The 17,733-nt window shown below is 26.7% G+C and carries 19 protein-coding genes; 7 read left to right on the top strand and 12 right to left on the bottom strand.

Annotated features, from left to right (window positions below; all coding sequences use genetic code 11):
- Position 1: 1 nt before the first annotated feature.
- Entirely contained in the window at positions 2-829 is an 828-nt protein-coding gene (lgt, locus tag LPB137_RS07055; RefSeq protein WP_076086277.1) for a prolipoprotein diacylglyceryl transferase, read from the top strand.
- Between the two features lie 9 nt (positions 830-838).
- On the opposite strand, the gene LPB137_RS07050 is transcribed toward lgt, so the two are convergent.
- The 4 genes from LPB137_RS07050 to polA all read right to left on the bottom strand — a co-directional run bounded on the left by LPB137_RS07050 (position 839) and on the right by polA (position 4,821).
- Complete coding sequence (locus LPB137_RS07050) at positions 839-1,066, bottom strand: hypothetical protein (RefSeq protein WP_237671629.1); 228 nt, start codon at positions 1,064-1,066, stop codon at positions 839-841.
- A 35-nt stretch (positions 1,067-1,101) separates the two neighbouring features.
- Positions 1,102-1,296 (bottom strand): hypothetical protein, encoded by a 195-nt coding sequence (locus tag LPB137_RS07045; RefSeq protein ID WP_076086271.1) that lies wholly within the window; start codon positions 1,294-1,296, stop codon positions 1,102-1,104.
- Between the two features lie 39 nt (positions 1,297-1,335).
- Positions 1,336-2,040 (bottom strand): response regulator transcription factor, encoded by a 705-nt coding sequence (locus LPB137_RS07040; RefSeq protein WP_076086268.1) that lies wholly within the window; start codon positions 2,038-2,040, stop codon positions 1,336-1,338.
- 102 nt (positions 2,041-2,142) lie between these two features.
- Entirely contained in the window at positions 2,143-4,821 is a 2,679-nt protein-coding gene (polA, locus tag LPB137_RS07035; protein WP_076086264.1) for a DNA polymerase I, read from the bottom strand.
- Positions 4,822-4,909: 88 nt separating this feature from the next.
- On the opposite strand from polA, the gene kdsB reads away from it, so the two are divergent.
- From kdsB to LPB137_RS07020, 3 genes are all read left to right on the top strand, one after another.
- Positions 4,910-5,635, top strand: coding sequence for a 3-deoxy-manno-octulosonate cytidylyltransferase (gene kdsB / locus LPB137_RS07030; protein WP_076086261.1), 726 nt, complete (start codon positions 4,910-4,912; stop codon positions 5,633-5,635).
- Between the two features lie 89 nt (positions 5,636-5,724).
- Positions 5,725-7,707 carry an EAL domain-containing protein gene (locus tag LPB137_RS07025; protein WP_076086258.1) on the top strand — a complete coding sequence of 661 codons (1,983 nt, stop codon included), beginning with the start codon at positions 5,725-5,727 and terminating at the stop codon, positions 7,705-7,707.
- Positions 7,700-9,019 (top strand): GGDEF domain-containing response regulator, encoded by a 1,320-nt coding sequence (locus tag LPB137_RS07020; RefSeq protein WP_076086255.1) that lies wholly within the window; start codon positions 7,700-7,702, stop codon positions 9,017-9,019. The genes LPB137_RS07025 and LPB137_RS07020 overlap by 8 nt, the downstream gene beginning before the upstream one ends.
- A 21-nt stretch (positions 9,020-9,040) precedes the next feature.
- Here the strand turns inward: LPB137_RS07020 and lptB are convergent, their stop codons facing one another.
- From lptB to LPB137_RS07000, 4 genes are read right to left on the bottom strand one after another with little or no spacing between them, the layout of a single operon-like run.
- Complete coding sequence (lptB, locus tag LPB137_RS07015; protein WP_076086252.1) at positions 9,041-9,763, bottom strand: LPS export ABC transporter ATP-binding protein; 723 nt, start codon at positions 9,761-9,763, stop codon at positions 9,041-9,043.
- Entirely contained in the window at positions 9,756-10,169 is a 414-nt protein-coding gene (tsaE, locus tag LPB137_RS07010; RefSeq protein WP_076086249.1) for a tRNA (adenosine(37)-N6)-threonylcarbamoyltransferase complex ATPase subunit type 1 TsaE, read from the bottom strand. Before tsaE ends, lptB begins: the two co-directional genes overlap by 8 nt.
- A gap of 9 nt (positions 10,170-10,178) precedes the next feature.
- Positions 10,179-11,159 carry an anthranilate phosphoribosyltransferase gene (gene trpD, locus LPB137_RS07005; RefSeq protein ID WP_076086246.1) on the bottom strand — a complete coding sequence of 327 codons (981 nt, stop codon included), beginning with the start codon at positions 11,157-11,159 and terminating at the stop codon, positions 10,179-10,181.
- A 3-nt stretch (positions 11,160-11,162) separates the two neighbouring features.
- On the bottom strand, positions 11,163-11,414 hold the full coding sequence (locus tag LPB137_RS07000; protein ID WP_076086243.1) for a S4 domain-containing protein: 252 nt from the start codon (positions 11,412-11,414) through the stop codon (positions 11,163-11,165).
- Positions 11,415-11,482: 68 nt separating this feature from the next.
- On the opposite strand from LPB137_RS07000, the gene LPB137_RS06995 reads away from it, so the two are divergent.
- Complete coding sequence (locus tag LPB137_RS06995; protein WP_076086240.1) at positions 11,483-12,724, top strand: argininosuccinate synthase; 1,242 nt, start codon at positions 11,483-11,485, stop codon at positions 12,722-12,724.
- Positions 12,725-12,735: 11 nt separating this feature from the next.
- Positions 12,736-13,236 carry a gamma carbonic anhydrase family protein gene (locus LPB137_RS06990; protein WP_076086237.1) on the top strand — a complete coding sequence of 167 codons (501 nt, stop codon included), beginning with the start codon at positions 12,736-12,738 and terminating at the stop codon, positions 13,234-13,236.
- Positions 13,237-13,286: 50 nt separating this feature from the next.
- Here the strand turns inward: LPB137_RS06990 and LPB137_RS06985 are convergent, their stop codons facing one another.
- From LPB137_RS06985 to recR, 4 genes are read right to left on the bottom strand one after another with little or no spacing between them, the layout of a single operon-like run.
- Positions 13,287-14,210, bottom strand: coding sequence for a dUTP diphosphatase (locus LPB137_RS06985; RefSeq protein WP_076086234.1), 924 nt, complete (start codon positions 14,208-14,210; stop codon positions 13,287-13,289).
- Positions 14,211-14,221: 11 nt separating this feature from the next.
- On the bottom strand, positions 14,222-15,709 hold the full coding sequence (locus LPB137_RS06980; protein ID WP_076086231.1) for a PAS domain-containing sensor histidine kinase: 1,488 nt from the start codon (positions 15,707-15,709) through the stop codon (positions 14,222-14,224).
- 7 nt (positions 15,710-15,716) lie between these two features.
- Positions 15,717-15,890 carry a uracil-DNA glycosylase gene (locus tag LPB137_RS06975; RefSeq protein WP_076086228.1) on the bottom strand — a complete coding sequence of 58 codons (174 nt, stop codon included), beginning with the start codon at positions 15,888-15,890 and terminating at the stop codon, positions 15,717-15,719.
- Position 15,891: 1 nt separating this feature from the next.
- Positions 15,892-16,464: a recombination mediator RecR gene (gene recR / locus LPB137_RS06970; protein WP_076086225.1), complete on the bottom strand. Its 573-nt coding sequence runs from the start codon at positions 16,462-16,464 to the stop codon at positions 15,892-15,894.
- A gap of 100 nt (positions 16,465-16,564) precedes the next feature.
- Here recR and dnaJ point away from each other — a divergent pair, with 100 nt between their 5' ends.
- Positions 16,565-17,689, top strand: coding sequence for a molecular chaperone DnaJ (gene dnaJ / locus LPB137_RS06965; protein ID WP_076086222.1), 1,125 nt, complete (start codon positions 16,565-16,567; stop codon positions 17,687-17,689).
- Positions 17,690-17,733: the final 44 nt, after the last annotated feature.

Below are 17,733 nucleotides of genomic sequence, written 5' to 3'. Positions count from 1 at the left end.
AATGCAGGAGTTTTGGCAAAATATTTACTCAAATTTTGACCCAGTTGCAATAAATTTAGGACCTGTACCAGTTCACTGGTACGGGATTATGTATGCATTAGCTTTAATTTCAGCAATTTTTATTGCTAAATGGTTTATCAAGCATGATAAATTAAATATTTCAAATGAATTATTTGACTCATATATTTGGTGGGCTGAAATTGGTGTAATCTTAGGTGCTAGATTAGGATACGTTTTATTTTATGATACAAATACTATGTATTATTTAAAAAACCCTTGGCAAATATTTAATCCTTATGTAGATGGTGTTTATACTGGAATTGCAGGAATGAGTTATCATGGAGCACTAATAGGCTTTATAATTGCATCAATATTATTCTGTAAAAAGAATAAAGTTTCATTCTGGTTTATAACAGATATTGCAGTTCTTGGTATTTCAGCAGCATACGTTTTTGGTAGAATCGGTAATTTCTTTAACCAAGAATTAGTAGGTCGTGTTACTGATGTTCCTTGGGGAATTTATGTAGGAGAGACTTTAAGACATCCGTCACAACTTTATGAAGCAATTCTTGAAGGTTTAGTTGTGTTTGCTATATTAGTTTACTTTAGAAAAAGAAAAACTTTTAACGGTCAACTAGCTCTTATGTATGGTATTTTATATTCATTTATGAGAATAGTAGCAGAGTTCTTTAGACAACCTGATATTCAACTAGGATTTATCTATAGTGATTGGTTAACTATGGGTATTTTACAATCAGGAGTAGTATTATTAGTTTGTGTAATTATTTATTTTATGATTAAAAGAAAAAGTCTAAATAAAAATAGTTAACTTTTAAAGTTAACTATTTTCTTCTATAAATCCAGCTTCAATAGCTAATTCATTAATTTTATTTTTTAATAAATCTAATCTCCAACCATGTCTGCTAGCAAAATTTTCAATTTCCACTTCTCTTTGTTCTGGAGTACAAAAAACAAATATTCGTTTTAAAAATGGTTTTGGTACTTGAATTGCGATTAGTTGAAAATAGTTTTCTTTACAACTTCTTGAGCAAAAAGCTTTACTCATAGCTATCTTTTTTTTGCAAAAAGGACAATGGGACATTATTTATTACCTTTGGTTATCAATTTGTAGAATTTAGCATTTGTTATATCTTGAAGAAATTTGGGATCTACATCATGTAAAGCTATAATATCTATTTCTTTACCGTCCATCAACCAAGATTTACCAGTGTCTATTAACTCTTGAGTATCAAACATCTGTACAAGTTCTTCTTTAGAAACGATCAATTCTTCCATATTATAACTTTTTTATTAATATTATGCAAATGGATAAGATTAAGAGTTCTTAAAATTATCTATTGTATATCCCTTATTAGAATGGTTTCTAATAATTTCATAATAAGTTTTTTGTCTAATTTTATTTACAATATTTCTCATTGTATAAATAGACATATCCTTACCTTTCCAAACTACTTCTTTGATTAAATCATAATCAACTATATCACTTCTTTTTGAAATTAGTAATTTCAAGAATGCTTTTTCAAGTCTTGTAAAATCAACTAAAGTTCCACCAGCTTTAAAAAACTGATCTCTGTATTCATCAAAATAAATTCCACCTTGGAATTCAATTTTATCACCTCTTTTTGTTTGATTAAGACACATGATTACAGATAGTCTAATATCTTTTGGTCTCAATGGTTTTGATAGAAAAGTATATGCACTATAATTAATAGCTGTAACAATGTCTTCATTATCATCTGAATCTGAAATAATAATTTTTGGTAATGTTGGTGCCAAATTTGCTAATTCTGAACATAATTCAGAAAAACTAACACCTTTAATATTTGTATCAATGATTACCATATCATATGTATTTGAACATGCTAATTCTAAAGCATCATTAATATTACTTGCTATTTTTAATTCTTTAAAATAATCATCAAATTCATTTTCAATTGTTTCATGAATTGTTTCATCACTACTTACGAATAATAATTTTGCGTTATAAAGTTTTCTTATATTTCTTACTGTTTTTAACATTTTTTACTCTTTGAATATTGATTTAAGCCATAATAATAACAAAAAAAACTTAATAAGTCAAAACATATCTAGTATATTTTACAATATTAGGTTTTCTTAAGTCTATTTTAAGTCTTGCCAAGACTCTCCAATTGAACAAGATACCTTTAATGGGACGTTTAAGCTAAAAATGCTTTCCATTATCTTTTCTAAGTCTTTAGTTATTTTTTCTACCTCATTTTCTTCAATTTCAAAGATTAATTCATCATGAATTTGTAATAACATACTCATTTTTTCATTATTTTTATATTTTTCATATATTTTTATCATTGATAATTTTATTAAATCTGCTGCAGATCCTTGAAATAAAGTATTAACAGATTCTCTTAAATATGCAGCTTTTTGCATTCCATTTGCTGAATCAAAATCAAATAATCTCTTTCTTTTTAGAAGCGTTTCAATGTATCCATTTTCAAAAGCAAACTCTTCAATTGATTTTAAATAATCTTTTACTGTAACAAAAGCTTCAAAATATGATTCAATATATGACTTAGCTTCTTTAGTTGTTATTCCTAAAGTATCAGCAAGTTTTTTACTTCCCATTCCATAAAGTAAACCAAAGTTAATTGATTTTGCAACTGCCCTTTTCTCTTTTGCCTTTTCTTCACCAAAAATTTTCACTGATGTTTGATAGTGAATATCATCTCCTGAATTAAATGCATCAACTAATGCTTTATCTTGACTAAAATGAGCAAGAAGTCTCAACTCTATTTGTGAATAATCAATTCCTACAAGTTTATATCCATCTTTTGGTATAAATGCTGATCTTATTAATGCCCCTGCCTCACTTCTTACAGGAATATTCTGTAAGTTAGGGTTCTTAGAACTTAATCTTCCTGTAGCTGTTCCTGTTTGTAAGAAAGAAGTATAAATTCTATTTTCGTCATTTTTTAAAGCTAATTCTAATAATGGTTCTATATAAGTTGATTGAAGTTTAAAAGCTTCTCTATATTTTAGTAATAAAGGAATAATTTCATGTTCATCATATAGTTTATGTAAAACAACTTCATTAGTACTATATCCAGTTTTTGTTTTCTTTGATGGTGGTAACTTTAATGTTTCAAATAAAATACTACCTAATTGCTTAGGAGAATTAATATTAAACTCCGTTCCTGCAGCTTCATAAATTCTTGTAATTAAACTTTGTATATTGTCATTGTTACTATGTTTTAACTCTTCAAGAACTTTAGTATCAACTTTTATTCCTTTTTCAAACATATTTGCTAATACATATATAAAATCAAACTCTACTTCTTTTGCTAAATCAAGGAGTTTTTTATTTTCTTCTTTATCAAACTCAATTAACTGTTTTTTATAAAGTTTTAAAGTCATTAATGCATCTTCACCTGCATATTCACAAGCTTTAGATACTTCAACATTAGAAAAGTTCTCACCTTTTTTTACAACATCTTTAAATGCAATCATTTTATGGTCAAAATATTTTTCTATTTGGAAATCAAGACCTACTCTTTGGCTTGTATTTAAAAGCCACGCTAAAATCATTGTATCTGCGTATAGTTTTAATTCTATATCTAAATTAAATTTTACTATCTCATAGTCATATTTGAAGTTTTGTAATACTAATTTATGATTGTTTAATTCATTAATAGCTCTTTTAGCTGCTTCAATAGAAATTTGTTCAGGTGCACCTAAATAAAAATGCGAAATTGGAGCATAATATGCTTTATCTTCTTCATAGGCAAAAGAAAAACCTACAATTTGCGCTTTTAAAGTGTCTACATCTGTTGTTTCTGTATCAAAAGCTACAATAGTATCTTTTGGTATTTTGTTAATTACTTCGAATAATTCTTTTTCATCGTTTAAAAGTATATATTCAGTTTTTAAAACTTCTTTTGGTTTTGGCATTTCAGTTTTATAATTTAGTCCTTCTTTATTAACTCTATCAATTACTCTATTTAAACCAAATTCTAATAAGGTATCAGAAATTTTTAAAATTGGGTTTTCAACAGGTAAATGGAATTCTTCTAAATTATCAATACAATGACAATCTTTTGATAAAGTTACAAGCTGTTTTGAAATATAAGCTAATTCTTTTCCTTCTGTTAAAAGTGTTTGCCATCTTTTCTTTTCAATATTTTCTAAATTTGCATAGATATTATCTAAGTCATTATATTGTTCTATTAAAGCTTGTGCCGTTTTAGCACCAACTCCTTTAACTCCGGGAACATTATCAGCACTATCACCTAATAATGATTGATAATCAGTGAACTGTTTTGGATAAACACCATATTTATCAAAACATGTTTTTTCATCAATAACACTTTTTTTAATTGGGTCAAATAAATAAATGTCTTCTTCGATTAATTGGTATAAATCTTTATCGTGAGAAACAATTCTAACTTCTAAACCTTTTTCTTTTGCATCTTTTGCAATTGAGGCAACAATATCATCAGCTTCAAAACCTGTTCTAATTGCAGTTTTGAAATCCATTCTTTCAATCCAATCAATTGCAATTGGAAGTTGCTTTAATAAATCTTCAGGAACATCAGGTCTATGTGATTTATATTCAGTATATATATCACTTCTAAATGTAGGTCCTTTTGCATCAAGAGCAAAAACAATATAATCTGTTTGAAAATCTTTTCCAACATTTGCTATAAAATTCATAAATCCTGTTAATAATCCTGTAGGAAAACCATCTTTTGATTTTAACGGTGGTAGTGCATAAAAACTTCTAAATAAAAAGCCAAAGGTATCAATAACTGTAATAGTTTTTTTCATAAAATTCTTCTTTCATATTCTTCTTTAAAGATTTTATAATATAATACATACACTTTAAACAAGGTTTGATAACCTAAGGAACAAATAAATGATTATTATCCCAGCAAGATTAAATTCAAGTAGATTTGCAAATAAAATATTAGTAGATATTTTAGGTTTGCCTATGGTTATAAAAACAGCAAAACAAGTAAGCTCATTAGACAAAGTTGTAATTGCTACAGATTCTCAAGAAGTGATTGATTTAGCGCAAGAGCATGGTTTTGATGCCGTAATGACTTCAAGTGAACACCAAAGTGGAACAGATAGAATAAATGAAGCAGTTAATAAACTAAATTTAGATGAAAACGAAATAATTGTAAATGTTCAAGCAGATGAGCCTTTTATTGAAAAAGAAGTTGTTCAAGCTGTAATAAATAGAGTTTCAAAAGTAAAAGAAAACAATGAAGATATAATGATTGTTTCATGTCATAAAGAAATAAGCTCTGAATTAGCTGATGATCCAAATCATGTAAAAGTTATACTTGATGAAAATTTAAATGCAATTTATTTCTCACGTGCAAAAGTGCCTTATCATAGAGACCATTATGAGAACTCAATTTATAATGGACACTTAGGTATTTATGGCTTTACAAAAAAATCATTAAATAAATTTTGTTCACTAAAACCATCAAAATTAGAAAATGTAGAAAAGCTTGAACAGCTTAGAGCTATTGATAATGGATACCATATTGCAATGGTTAAAGTAGAATCTAGGTCTTTTGGTATTGATACTCAAGAAGATTTAAACAATGCACTTAAAATTTTTAATAAATAATTTTTTTATTTCTATGTAGTAGTACATATAGACAATAAGTAATATTGAAGCTACTTTATGTAAAACTATAATAAAATTTAAGGTGAGAAATGCGTTTTAATGTATTAATAGCTGATACAAATTCTACTTATTTAGATGATTTTAAGAAGATTTCAAATAAAAAAATAGAAAACACTACTATTAGCTATTGTTCAAATTTTGAAGAAGTCATTGATAAAATTAAACATTTAAATATACTTTTTTTAAATATTGAAATAAACAATTATGAAGAGCTAATAAAAAAAAGTATAGAAAATAATATTTATGTAATACTTTTAATCAAAAATAATATAGATTTAATCAAAGAGTCAAATCATCTTGATTATTTGTATGCACCAATTAATATTAATAACTTTATATACAAAATCAATCATTACATAAGTATTTTAGAACAAGACCTACTCCTTAAACGTGAACAAGAAATATCAAGCTCGATTATTCACAATATTTCAAATCCTATCTTTTCAACTAATGGTAAAGAAGTGTTATTTGCGAATGATTATTTCTATAAATTGACTTCATGTAACACACTTGAAAATATAAATAAAAAATATAATGAAATTGGTGATATTTTTATTAAGCATGAAAAATGTTTTAGTAATGTAAACAACAATTGGTTAGAAAAATCTTCAAAAAACAACCTAAAAGTATGTATTGTAAATGAAAAAGAAGAAGATAGTTTTTTTAGACTACAAAAAATATCTTTAAATCATAATGACACAAATATCATATTATTAAACGACATTACTCATGAAATCAATCACAAAAAGAAATTATTTGAAGTTTTATATACAGATAATTTGACTAACTTACCAAATAGAGCTAAATTAATAAAAGAATTACAAAAAGATAAAAGCATTAAACTAAGCTCAATTTGTATATTAGATATTAATTCATTTAAAGAAATAAATGATTTCTATGGTCACAAAGCAGGCGATTTAATTTTAAAAGAACTTAGTTATCTTATAAAAGAAGAGACTGATAAATTTGATAATTTAGAATTTTATAAATTTCCTTCAGATATTTATTGTATTACAAATGTTAAAAATGATAAAAATGAATTTCTAAAAGTTATAAAGAATATATTAGAGTTCTCATATAAAAAAGTTTTTAATTTTAATCAATATGAAATTGATATTAGATTAACAGCTGGTATATCTTTTTCAAATAAAAACAATAAATTAATAACTGCTGATATTGCACTACAGACAGCGAAAAAAGACAATAAAGATTATGTAGTTTTTTATGATGAACTAGATAAGTTTCAAGAATATGAAAACAATATGCTATGGACAAAGAAATTAAAGTCTGCTTTCTTAAAAAACCATATTGAAGTATACTTTCAAGCCATAGTTAATAACAAAACTTTAAAAGTTGATAAGTATGAATGTCTAGTAAGACTTATAGAAGATGATGGTAAAATTATAGCTCCTTTTTTCTTTTTAGATATATCAAAAAAATCTAATCAATATACAAAGTTAACAAAAATTGTTATTGAGAAATCTTTTAAAAAATTCGATAACTTACCTTTTGAATTTTCAGTAAATATATCTTATGAAGATATTGAAGATCCAGATTTCTTAATTTTTATAAAAGAGATGTTACTCAAATATGATGTAGCCAAAAAGGTTGTCTTTGAAATATTAGAAGATGAAAATGTTAAAAACTATAATCTTTTAATTTCTTTTATTGATGAAATTAAAAACTTAGGTTGTAAGGTTGCTATTGATGATTTTGGTTCTGGATATTCAAATTTTGAACACTTATTAAAAATGAATGTTGATTATTTAAAAATTGATGCATCTATAATTAAGAATATTGCAACAGATGACAACTCTTATAAAATCACTAAAACGATTGTAGAATTTGCAAAAAGTTTAAAGTTATTAACAATTGCAGAGTATGTTGAGAATAAAGAAATATTTGCATTAACAAAAGAATTAGGGGTTGATTATTCTCAAGGTTATTATTTTTCAGCACCAATAGAAAACCCATCATTAATAGACTTTAAGGAGAGTGATTTAGATGAATAAAGAAATACTACAAAACATATCCGTTTTATATGTAGAAGATGAAATAGAAGTTAGAGAGTTTACATCAAAACTTTTATCATCTCTTGTTAAAAAAGTTCATTCTGCCGAAAATGGTTTAGAAGGACTTGACTTATTTAAACTAAATATTAATGAAATAGATTTAATTGTAACAGATATCAATATGCCTAAAATGGATGGACTTGAAATGTGTTCTTTAATAAGAGAGTTAAATAAAGACATTCCTATAGTAATTACAAGTGCACATAATGATCCAAGTTTTCTTAAAAAAGCTATAAATGTGGGCGTTAGTACTTATGCAATGAAACCAATAGATTTATATCAATTAGTTGAAAGCATGATTAAAGCTATTGAACCAATTTATTTAAAAAGAAAACTAGAAGAGATGAATATATCTTTAGAAACAAGAGTTGATAATGAAATACAAAAAATAAAATCTATATTAGACTCTCAAGATAATATTGTTTTATTATCAAATAAAACAACTATAAAAAATGTAAATAAGAGATTTTTAGAATTTTTTAATATTACTTCAATAGAAGAGTTTATAAATACCTCAAAAAATATATTTGATTATTTTATAGAAGATTATGGATTTATTTCTAAAAGTATCTTAAAAGATTATCCTTGTTACTATGAATATATTAAAAGTTTAAAAGAAGTTAATAGAATCGTAAAGATGAAAAACTTAAATGACGAAGAAAGAATATTTACAATAAATATAGATAATTATGATGATGTAAATGATTTTTATGTTTTATCTTTAACTGATGTTACAGAATTAAAAGAAAAATCTAATCTATTAGAATATCAAGCTTCACATGATAATTTAACTGGTTTATATAATAGAAATAAATTTAATTCTTTATTTGAAAAAGAAATAAGAAGAGGTATTAGATATGATAATGAATTATCATTAGTATTATTTGATATTGATTTCTTTAAAAAAGTTAATGATGAACATGGTCATCAAGCTGGTGATGAAGTATTAAAAGAAATAGCAAATATTGTAAGTAAAAGTGTAAGAGAGCATGATACAGTTGTTAGATGGGGTGGTGAAGAATTTTTGATACTACTTCCAGAAACTAACGCTGAAGGGTCTAGAGTTGTTGCAGAAAAAATCAGAAGTACTATTTATGAAAATTCATTAACAGCTTTAAACTTAAATGTTACGGCAAGTTTTGGGGTTTGTGCTATAAAAGAGGATGATACAGGAAGCAGTTTTATTTCAAGAACAGATGAAGCTTTATATGAAGCAAAAAGAACAGGAAGAAATAAAGTAGTAGTGAAATAATCATAACTACTTTTTTTAAATTTAGAAATTAAAATCTTCTCCAAGATAGTGTTCACGTACTTTTTTATCTTGTCTAATTTCATCGCTAGTTCCACTTGCAAGTAATGCCCCTGCTTTCATAACATAAGCTCTATCACAAATTTCTAAAGTTTCTCTAACATTATGATCTGTAATTAAAACACCAATATTAATCTTTGTAAGTTGTGCAATAATTTCTTGAATATCTTTTACTGCAATTGGATCAACACCAGCAAAAGGTTCATCAAGAAGTAAAAACTTTGGATGAGAAACTAAAGCACGTGCTATTTCAGTTCTTCTTCTCTCACCTCCAGATAAAGAGACACCTTTTCTTTGACGTATTGGTTCAATATTAAATACTTCAAGTAATTCTTCAACTCTTTTGTGTTGTTCTGCTTTATCATCAGTTACAATTTGAGCTGCTAACATTAAATTATCTTCTACTGATAAATCTTTAAAAATAGAAGACTCTTGCGGTAAATATCCAATTCCGCTTAATGCTCTTTTATGTAAAGGCAAAGAAGTAATGTCTTTATCATCAAAAAATACTTGACCTGAAGTTGGTTTAACAAGACCACATACTGTATAAAAAGTAGTAGTTTTTCCAGCACCATTTGGTCCAAGTAACCCTACAATTTCACCTGAATTAACTTCTAGTGAAATTCCATGTAATATTTGAGTTTTCTTAATTGATTTTGTAATATCTGTAATTTTTAATTTATGCATTTATTTTATATTGCCTTTTATTTTCACATTTTTCTATTTCTATTAAAATTACATTATATCCATAATCTTCTAATAAATTTTGTAATTTTTCATCGCCCCATTCTACAAAATGAGTACCACTTTTTTCAAACTCTTCTAACATTCCTAAAGAAATGAACTCTTCTAAAGTTTTATTATAAATATCATAATGATAAATATCACCAGAATAAACACTTTGTAAAGAGAAAGTAGGAGATGTAACTAAATCATCTAATCCTAGTGATTTTACATAATTTTTAACAAGTGTAGTCTTGCCACTTGCTAAATCACCTCGCAAAATCACAATTACATCTTCATTTATAATTGTTTTAAGCTCATTCGTTAAAATATCAATTTCTTCTAATGCTAAATTATATTCTTTTACCAAAGTTCTTACCTATAATTGATTTGAAACTTTGATAATTTGTTCAAGTTTTTCTTTCGCTTTTCCATTTAGAATAGCTTCTTGTGCTATTTGTATACCATCTTGAAAATCTCTTGCTTTTTCATCAACAATTAATGCTGCTGCTGTATTTATTAAAACAATATCAAGTTTTGCACCTTCAATATTATTTGACAAAATATCTTTTGTAATATTTGCATTAGTTAAAGCATCTGCACCAATAATCTCTTCTTTTGGTGCAAGTTTTAATCCATAGTTTTCTGGATTTATCTCAAAGTCTTCTATTCTTCCATTAAATAAAGAAGTACCATAAGAAATATCAGAAATAGATATTTCATCCATTCCATCTTTTGATGAAACAATTATTGATCTTTTAGTATCTAACAAATCTAAAGCAGTTGCTATTTTATTTATATATGATTTGTCAAAAACACCAATTAATTGCTTTGAAACAGTAGCAGGGTTTGATAAAGGTCCTAAAATATTAAAAATTGTTCTATGTGGAATACTTTTTCTAATTGGCATAATATATTTCATAGCAGGATGATGATTTTGTGCAAACATAAAAGTAAATCCTGTTTCTTCAAGCATCTTTGCAGATTTTTTTAAAGATAAATCAAGTTTAATATTTAAAGCTTCAAGCATATCAGCACTTCCACTTTTACTAGTAATACTTCTATTACCATGCTTTGCAACATAACAATCACAAGCACTCAAAAGAATTGAAACTGTTGTTGATATATTAAAAGAGTTTGATTTATCTCCACCAGTTCCACAATTATCAATGATTTTTTCTTTTAAATCATAATGAATTGGTAAAGGAATTAAATGATCACGCATAGCGCTAGCAGCTCCTGCAATTTCAGCAGCTGTTTCACCTCTTTCATAAAGTTCGATTAAATACTCTCTTACTTCATCTTGTGGTAGCCTATTTTCAAAAATATCATCAAATTTCATTTTTGCTGTATTAAACATAATTTATCCTTCAATCTTTTCTACATATTCTGCCATTTTTGATTTAGGCGTTGATTTTACTGTTGGTATTTGTAAAACTTTAAATTTGTCACTTTTTTCAAGATATCTAATTTCTATAATATCCCCAAGTTTAACTTCTTTAGCTTTTTTAACACTTTGATTGTTGATAAATACAACTTTATGTTGTAACATATCTTCAGCAACTGCTCTTCTTTTAGTAATATTAACTGCATTTAAAAATTTATCTATTCTCATAATAAAGATTATAACAAAATTTAGTTAAAATATGCGCTTAAAATTAATGATAATCATAGGATAAATTCATGAGTAAAAAAGAAGTTAAAAAAGTAGTATTAGCTTATAGTGGTGGGCTTGATACTTCAGTTATTTTAAAATGGCTACAAGATGAATATAATGCAGAAGTAATTACATTTACTGCAGATTTAGGTCAAGGTGAAGAAGTTGAACCAGCAAGAGAAAAAGCACTTGCAATGGGTATTAAACCTGAAAATATTTTTATTTTAGATATTAGAGAAGAATTCGTAAAAGATTATGTTTTCCCAATGTTTAGAGCAAATGCTATTTATGAAGGTGAATATTTATTAGGTACTTCAATAGCACGTCCTTTAATTTCTAAAAAACAAATTGAAATTGCACATAAAATGGGTGCTGATGCAGTATCTCATGGAGCTACAGGAAAAGGAAATGATCAAGTAAGATTCGAATTAGGTTACTTAGGTTTAGATTCTGAAATTACTGTAATTGCTCCTTGGAGAGAATGGGATTTAAATTCTAGAGAAAAATTACTTTCTTATGCAAGTGAACATGGAATTACAATTGATAAAAAGCACTTAGATGAAAATGGAAATCCAGCAGTTAGTCCATACTCAATGGATGCTAATCTTTTACATATTTCTTATGAAGGTTTAAGCTTAGAAGATCCAAATGCAGAACCAGAAGAAGCTATGTGGCTATGGTCAGTTTCTCCTGAAAATGCACCTGATAAAGCTGAATATATTACAATTGGATATAAAAACGGTGATCCAATTTCTATTAATGATGAAGAAATGTCACCAGCTACTATTTTAAAAACATTAAATGAATATGGGAATAAACACGGTATTGGAAGAATTGATATTGTTGAAAATAGATATGTTGGTATGAAAGCTCGTGGTTGTTATGAAACTCCAGGTGGAACTATCATGTTAAAAGGACATAGAGCAATTGAATCTATTACTCTTGATAGAGAAGCTGCACACTTAAAAGATGAATTAATGCCTAAATATGCAAAATTAATTTACCAAGGTTATTGGTTCTCACCTGAGAGAGAAATGCTTCAAGCTTCAATTGATGCAACTCAAAAAAATGTTGAAGGTACTGTAAAACTTAAACTTTATAAAGGTAATGTAACAGTTGTAGGAAGAGAATCTTCAAAATCATTATTCTCAGAAGCTCACTCAACTTTTGAAGAAGATGAAGTTTATAATCAAAAAGATGCAGAAGGGTTTATTAGACTTAATGCATTAAGGTTCATTATTGCAGGGCAAACACAAAACAAAAAATAGTAGGAAAAACTATGATTTTAAAATTTAAAGAATTTTATCCCCAAATTGAATCAAGTGCTTGGATTGCTCCAAGTGCTGATGTAATTGGTCAAGTAAGTATTGGTGAAAACTCATCCGTATGGTTTCAATGTGTATTAAGAGCAGATGTTAATAAAGTGATTATTGGTAAGAATTCTAATATTCAAGATTTATCTATGATTCATACAGATGTAAATACTCAGACAATTATTGGTGATAATGTTACTATTGGACATAAAGTAATGCTTCATGGTTGTAAAATTGAAGATAATTGTTTAATTGGAATGAGTGCAACTATTTTAGATAATGCAGTTATAGGAAAAGGTTCAATTGTTGGAGCAAATTCACTTGTAACTGCGGGAAAAGTATTTCCACCAAATTCTTTAATTATGGGAAGTCCTGCTAAAGTTGTAAAACAATTAACAAGTGAAGATGAGCAAGGTTTGATTAATCATGCTGCTCATTATGTAGATTTTAAAAACGATTATAGTTAATATATTTTATTTATAAAGTTTAGTTTTAAAACTAAACTTTATTTTTTACACTATTTACACTTGCTATATGCTTTTGTTAACTCTTCAGTTAAGATGTCAAAACTTACATTTTCCATAGTATCAATAATTTCTATCATAACAACATTATCTTCTCTACCATTCCATTCTTTAATATAAGTACCCTCTTTATACCCATTATCTTGTCTAAATTTATTTAAACAGTTTTTACCAATATAAAGTTTTTGTAACCAAGTAAATGAAAGACCAGAAATTTTACATGTTCTAAAGAATTGATCAATAAATCTTTCAATTCCTGAAAATGATGGCATATTACCAGTTTCAATAGCTAGTGAAATATAAGAAAGCTTTTCAGATTCTTTAATCATTAATTTAACATCAACATCTTCAACTGCTTCATAAATACAGTGAGTATTAACTAAAGATACACCTTTTGGAACATTTGTTTCTTGTAAAATATAAGACATTAAAAAGTGCCAAATATCAACTAACTCAACATGAATATTTTTCATATCAGGATCAGCTGAAATATTTTTCCAATGTTTCCAAGGCGCAGAATCAATTAACTCAGCAACTTCCATATGTATACATCGAAGCCAATTAATCTCTTTTCCAAACTTATTTACACCTAATTCCCAGTTTTTACCATTTGTTGAGTCATTTAACTCTTTTTGTAATAAAAACATTTCTTCTAATTTATGAGGAAAAGATGAAGCTTCTTCAAGTAAAGAAGCTAATGGTAAACACTCTTCAACAACACTATCTAAAGCGGTGTTATTTGGAAGTTCACCCTCACCTTTTAATAAATGAACAATTAAAGATACAGTATAAGGAACTTCATCTTTTTCTTCCCATTCTAAAACATCCGATGATGTAACTCCAATGTATTTCATAAAATCTTCAATTGATAAAAATCCTAATGATTTAATACTAGTTTTAAAATCTTTATATAACAAACTTAACTCTCCTAATTTAATGGTAATTTAATTGTAAATTTCGCGCCTATATCTGAGTTTTCAACAAAAATAAATCCATTACTATGCTGTTCTATTATTGTTTTACACATATATAATCCTAAACCTGTTCCATTTTTATTTGTTTTTGTTGAAAAATATGGCTCAAATATTTTTCCTATTACATTATTTGGTATCCCACCTGCATTATCTTCAATAATAATATAAATAAATTCACTATCTTTTCTAGTACTAATATTTATAATTTTATTTTCAATAGCCTTTTCATTTAAGGCATCACAAGAATTTTTAATAATATTTATTAAAGCTTGAACTATTTCATTTAAATATACATAAACTTCAATTTCCATCTTGTTTTCAATATTTAATTTTATAGAGTTAGCTTTTAATAAATATCCTAAAAAATCTACAGACTTATTTAAAACAACAGAAATATCAATAACTTCTTTTTGACGATTAGGTTTAAAGAAATCTCTAAAATCATCAATAGTCTTAGACATATACTGAAGTTGTACACCAACATCACTTACTACACTATCAATTAGTTCATCAGTTATTTGTGTACCCATCATTTTTGTAAGTGGTATTTTTTGAACTAAAATTGAAACTGCTTGTAAAGGTTGTCTCCATTGATGTGCAATCATAGAAATCATTTCACCCATTGCTGCATGTTTTGATTGTTCAATTAATAAATTTTGTTGACTTTCAATTACTTTTTTAGAAGTAATATCTTGACTGATTGCATCAAAACTTATTATTTGTCCCATATTATCAAAGTTTGGATGAATACTAGTTTCAACCCAATAAAAATCACCATTCTTTTTGATATTTTTAAGTTCACCTGTCCAAATGTTTCCTGCACTTATTGTTTCCCATAAATTATCAATTAATTCTTTTGAAGTATCAGGATGTTTTAATAAAGCATGAGTTTTTCCAACTAATTCTGTACTTTTATATCCATTTATTTTACAAAAAGCTGATGATACTTTTAAAATCTTTCCCTTTGCATCAGTTCTAGATAAAATCACTTGTTTATCAACAATATCTGCTGATTTATTTAAAGCTTTTTCAATATCTTTTACTGTTTGACTATAAATTTCTAAAAATTTTATAAATATTTTTTCAGAAAGCTGATTTAATTCATTGGAAATTTCTAAAGAAATAACATTTGATTTATTTAGATGTTCAAGCATTGAATTCTTTAAAGATATAAATAAGATATAAAGTTCTTCTGGTTTAACACCTTGTTTACTTAAATACTTTAAAAAATCATTTATTGATGAAGTTTGATTAAGCGTTATCTTTTCTGATATTAAATCAATATAATAATCCAATAAACCAAAGGCATATCTTTTTATAAAAAGTTCTTTATCAATTTTACGAGTATTTAAAATAAATTTAACTTCTTCATTATTAATCCAATATCGAATAATAACTAATTTATTTTTTTTTAAATCATCAATTTGCTTTTTTAATTGCATAAGTTAATCATCTTTGCTTTTGTTTATAAAAAGTACAATCCATTTTGCTAGAGTTTCTTACAACAATAGATGGTATTGTTTGAGATTTAAAACCATAAGCATTACAACCATGTGGTTTACCCTGTTCCCAAGTAACATAATAATAAGTACATTTTTGGCAAACAATTCTTTGAGTACTCATTTTAAACCTCTACTTTACTTTGTATTGCTTTTGATAAAGATAAGATATCAACATTTTCTAAACTTACTCCTGTTGGAACACCTTGGGCAATTTTGCTGAATTTTATATCTTTACTTTTTAGTTTATCTTCAATATATAAAATAAATGCATCATTTGCAATTGATGGTGTTATTGCAAAAAGAACAGTTTGCACTTCGTTATTTTCAACAAACTGAGTTAAGGAATCAATTGCATATTGGTCTAATTCTTCAATAACAAAATATTTACCATCAAACTGTTTTGAATCTTCAATAATAAAAATATCTTTTGCACTTTGAACAATACACATTTTTGTATTATCACGTGAATCGTCTAAGCATACTTCACATATTTCGTGTTCACTCATAGAACCACATTTAACACATTTTGTAATATTTTTTAGAGCATTCTCAATACTATGCGCAATTTTAATACCACAATAATTATCATTCATAACAACATGATATGCAAGTCTTAAAGCAGATTTCTTACCAATTGTAGGTAAAGATTCAAATGCTTCAACTAAATCATAAAATTTTTCTAAGCCTTTTTTCATACGCGAATTATAACAAAAAGTAACTAAAATTAATTCATTTAAATTTTAGTTACTTTTAGATAAAATCGCGTCTTAAATATAATTATATAGGAGTTAATAATTGACTGAAATAGATTATTATGAATTATTAGAAGTAAGCAGGGATGCTGAAAAAAGTACAATTAAGAAAGCTTATAGAAAAATGGCAATGCAATATCATCCTGATAAAAACCCAGGAGATAATGAAGCTGAAGAAAGATTTAAAGCAGTTAATGAAGCATACCAAGTATTAAGTGATGCAGAAAAAAGATCAATTTATGATAGACACGGAAAAGCAGGACTTGAAGGTCATGGACAACAAAGAGGTGGATTCTCAGGTGGTTTTGATGACTTAGGCTCGGTTTTTGAAGAAATGTTTGGTTCTGCCTTTGGTGGTGGAGGAAGTTCACGAAGACAAAGAAAATCATACAATTATAATTTAGATGTTGCAGTTGAAGTTAGATTAGAGTTTAATGAAGCAATTTTTGGATGTAACAAAGATATAAAATATAAATATAAAACTGCTTGTAAACCTTGTAAAGGTACAGGGGCTAAAGATGGAAAGCTGTCAACATGTTCAACATGTGGAGGACAAGGTCAAGTTCATGCTAGACAAGGTTTTATGACTTTTGCGCAAACATGTCCAACATGTCAAGGTTCAGGACAAGCTGCAAGTTCATCTTGTAAATCTTGTAGTGGAACTGGTTATGATGAAATAAAAGATAACTTTAAAGTTGATATTCCAGAAGGTGTTAATGATGGAATGAGAATTAGAGTATCAAATAAAGGTAATATAGCTCCAGATGGATCAAGAGGTGACTTATACTTAGAAGTTTCTGTTGAAGAAGATTCACATTTTGTTAGACATGATGATGATATTTATTATGAAGCTCCAATTTTCTTCACTCAAGTAGCACTTGGTGGAAAAATTAAAATCCCTGGATTAAGAGGTGAGTTAGAACTTGATATTCCTGCAGGAGCTAAAGATAAACAACAATTTACATTTAAAGATGAAGGTGTAAAATCTGTTCAAGGATATGGAAAAGGAAATTTAGTAGTACAAATTAAAATTGAATATCCTAAAAAATTAAATGATGAACAAAAAGAATTATTAGAAAAACTACAAGAAAGTTTTGGTCTTGAAAGTAAACCTCATGAATCAAGTTTTGAAGGCATGTTTGCAAAAGCAAAAAAATGGTTTTCATAAAATTTATATAATTCAAATTATAATATACAACCTTTTAATGATAT

The sequence above is a fragment of the Poseidonibacter parvus genome (assembly GCF_001956695.1).
In the GTDB taxonomy this organism is placed as follows: domain Bacteria; phylum Campylobacterota; class Campylobacteria; order Campylobacterales; family Arcobacteraceae; genus Poseidonibacter; species Poseidonibacter parvus.
The sequence above is the reverse complement of the archived record's forward strand: the minus strand, read 5'-3'. Positions and strand labels throughout refer to the sequence as shown.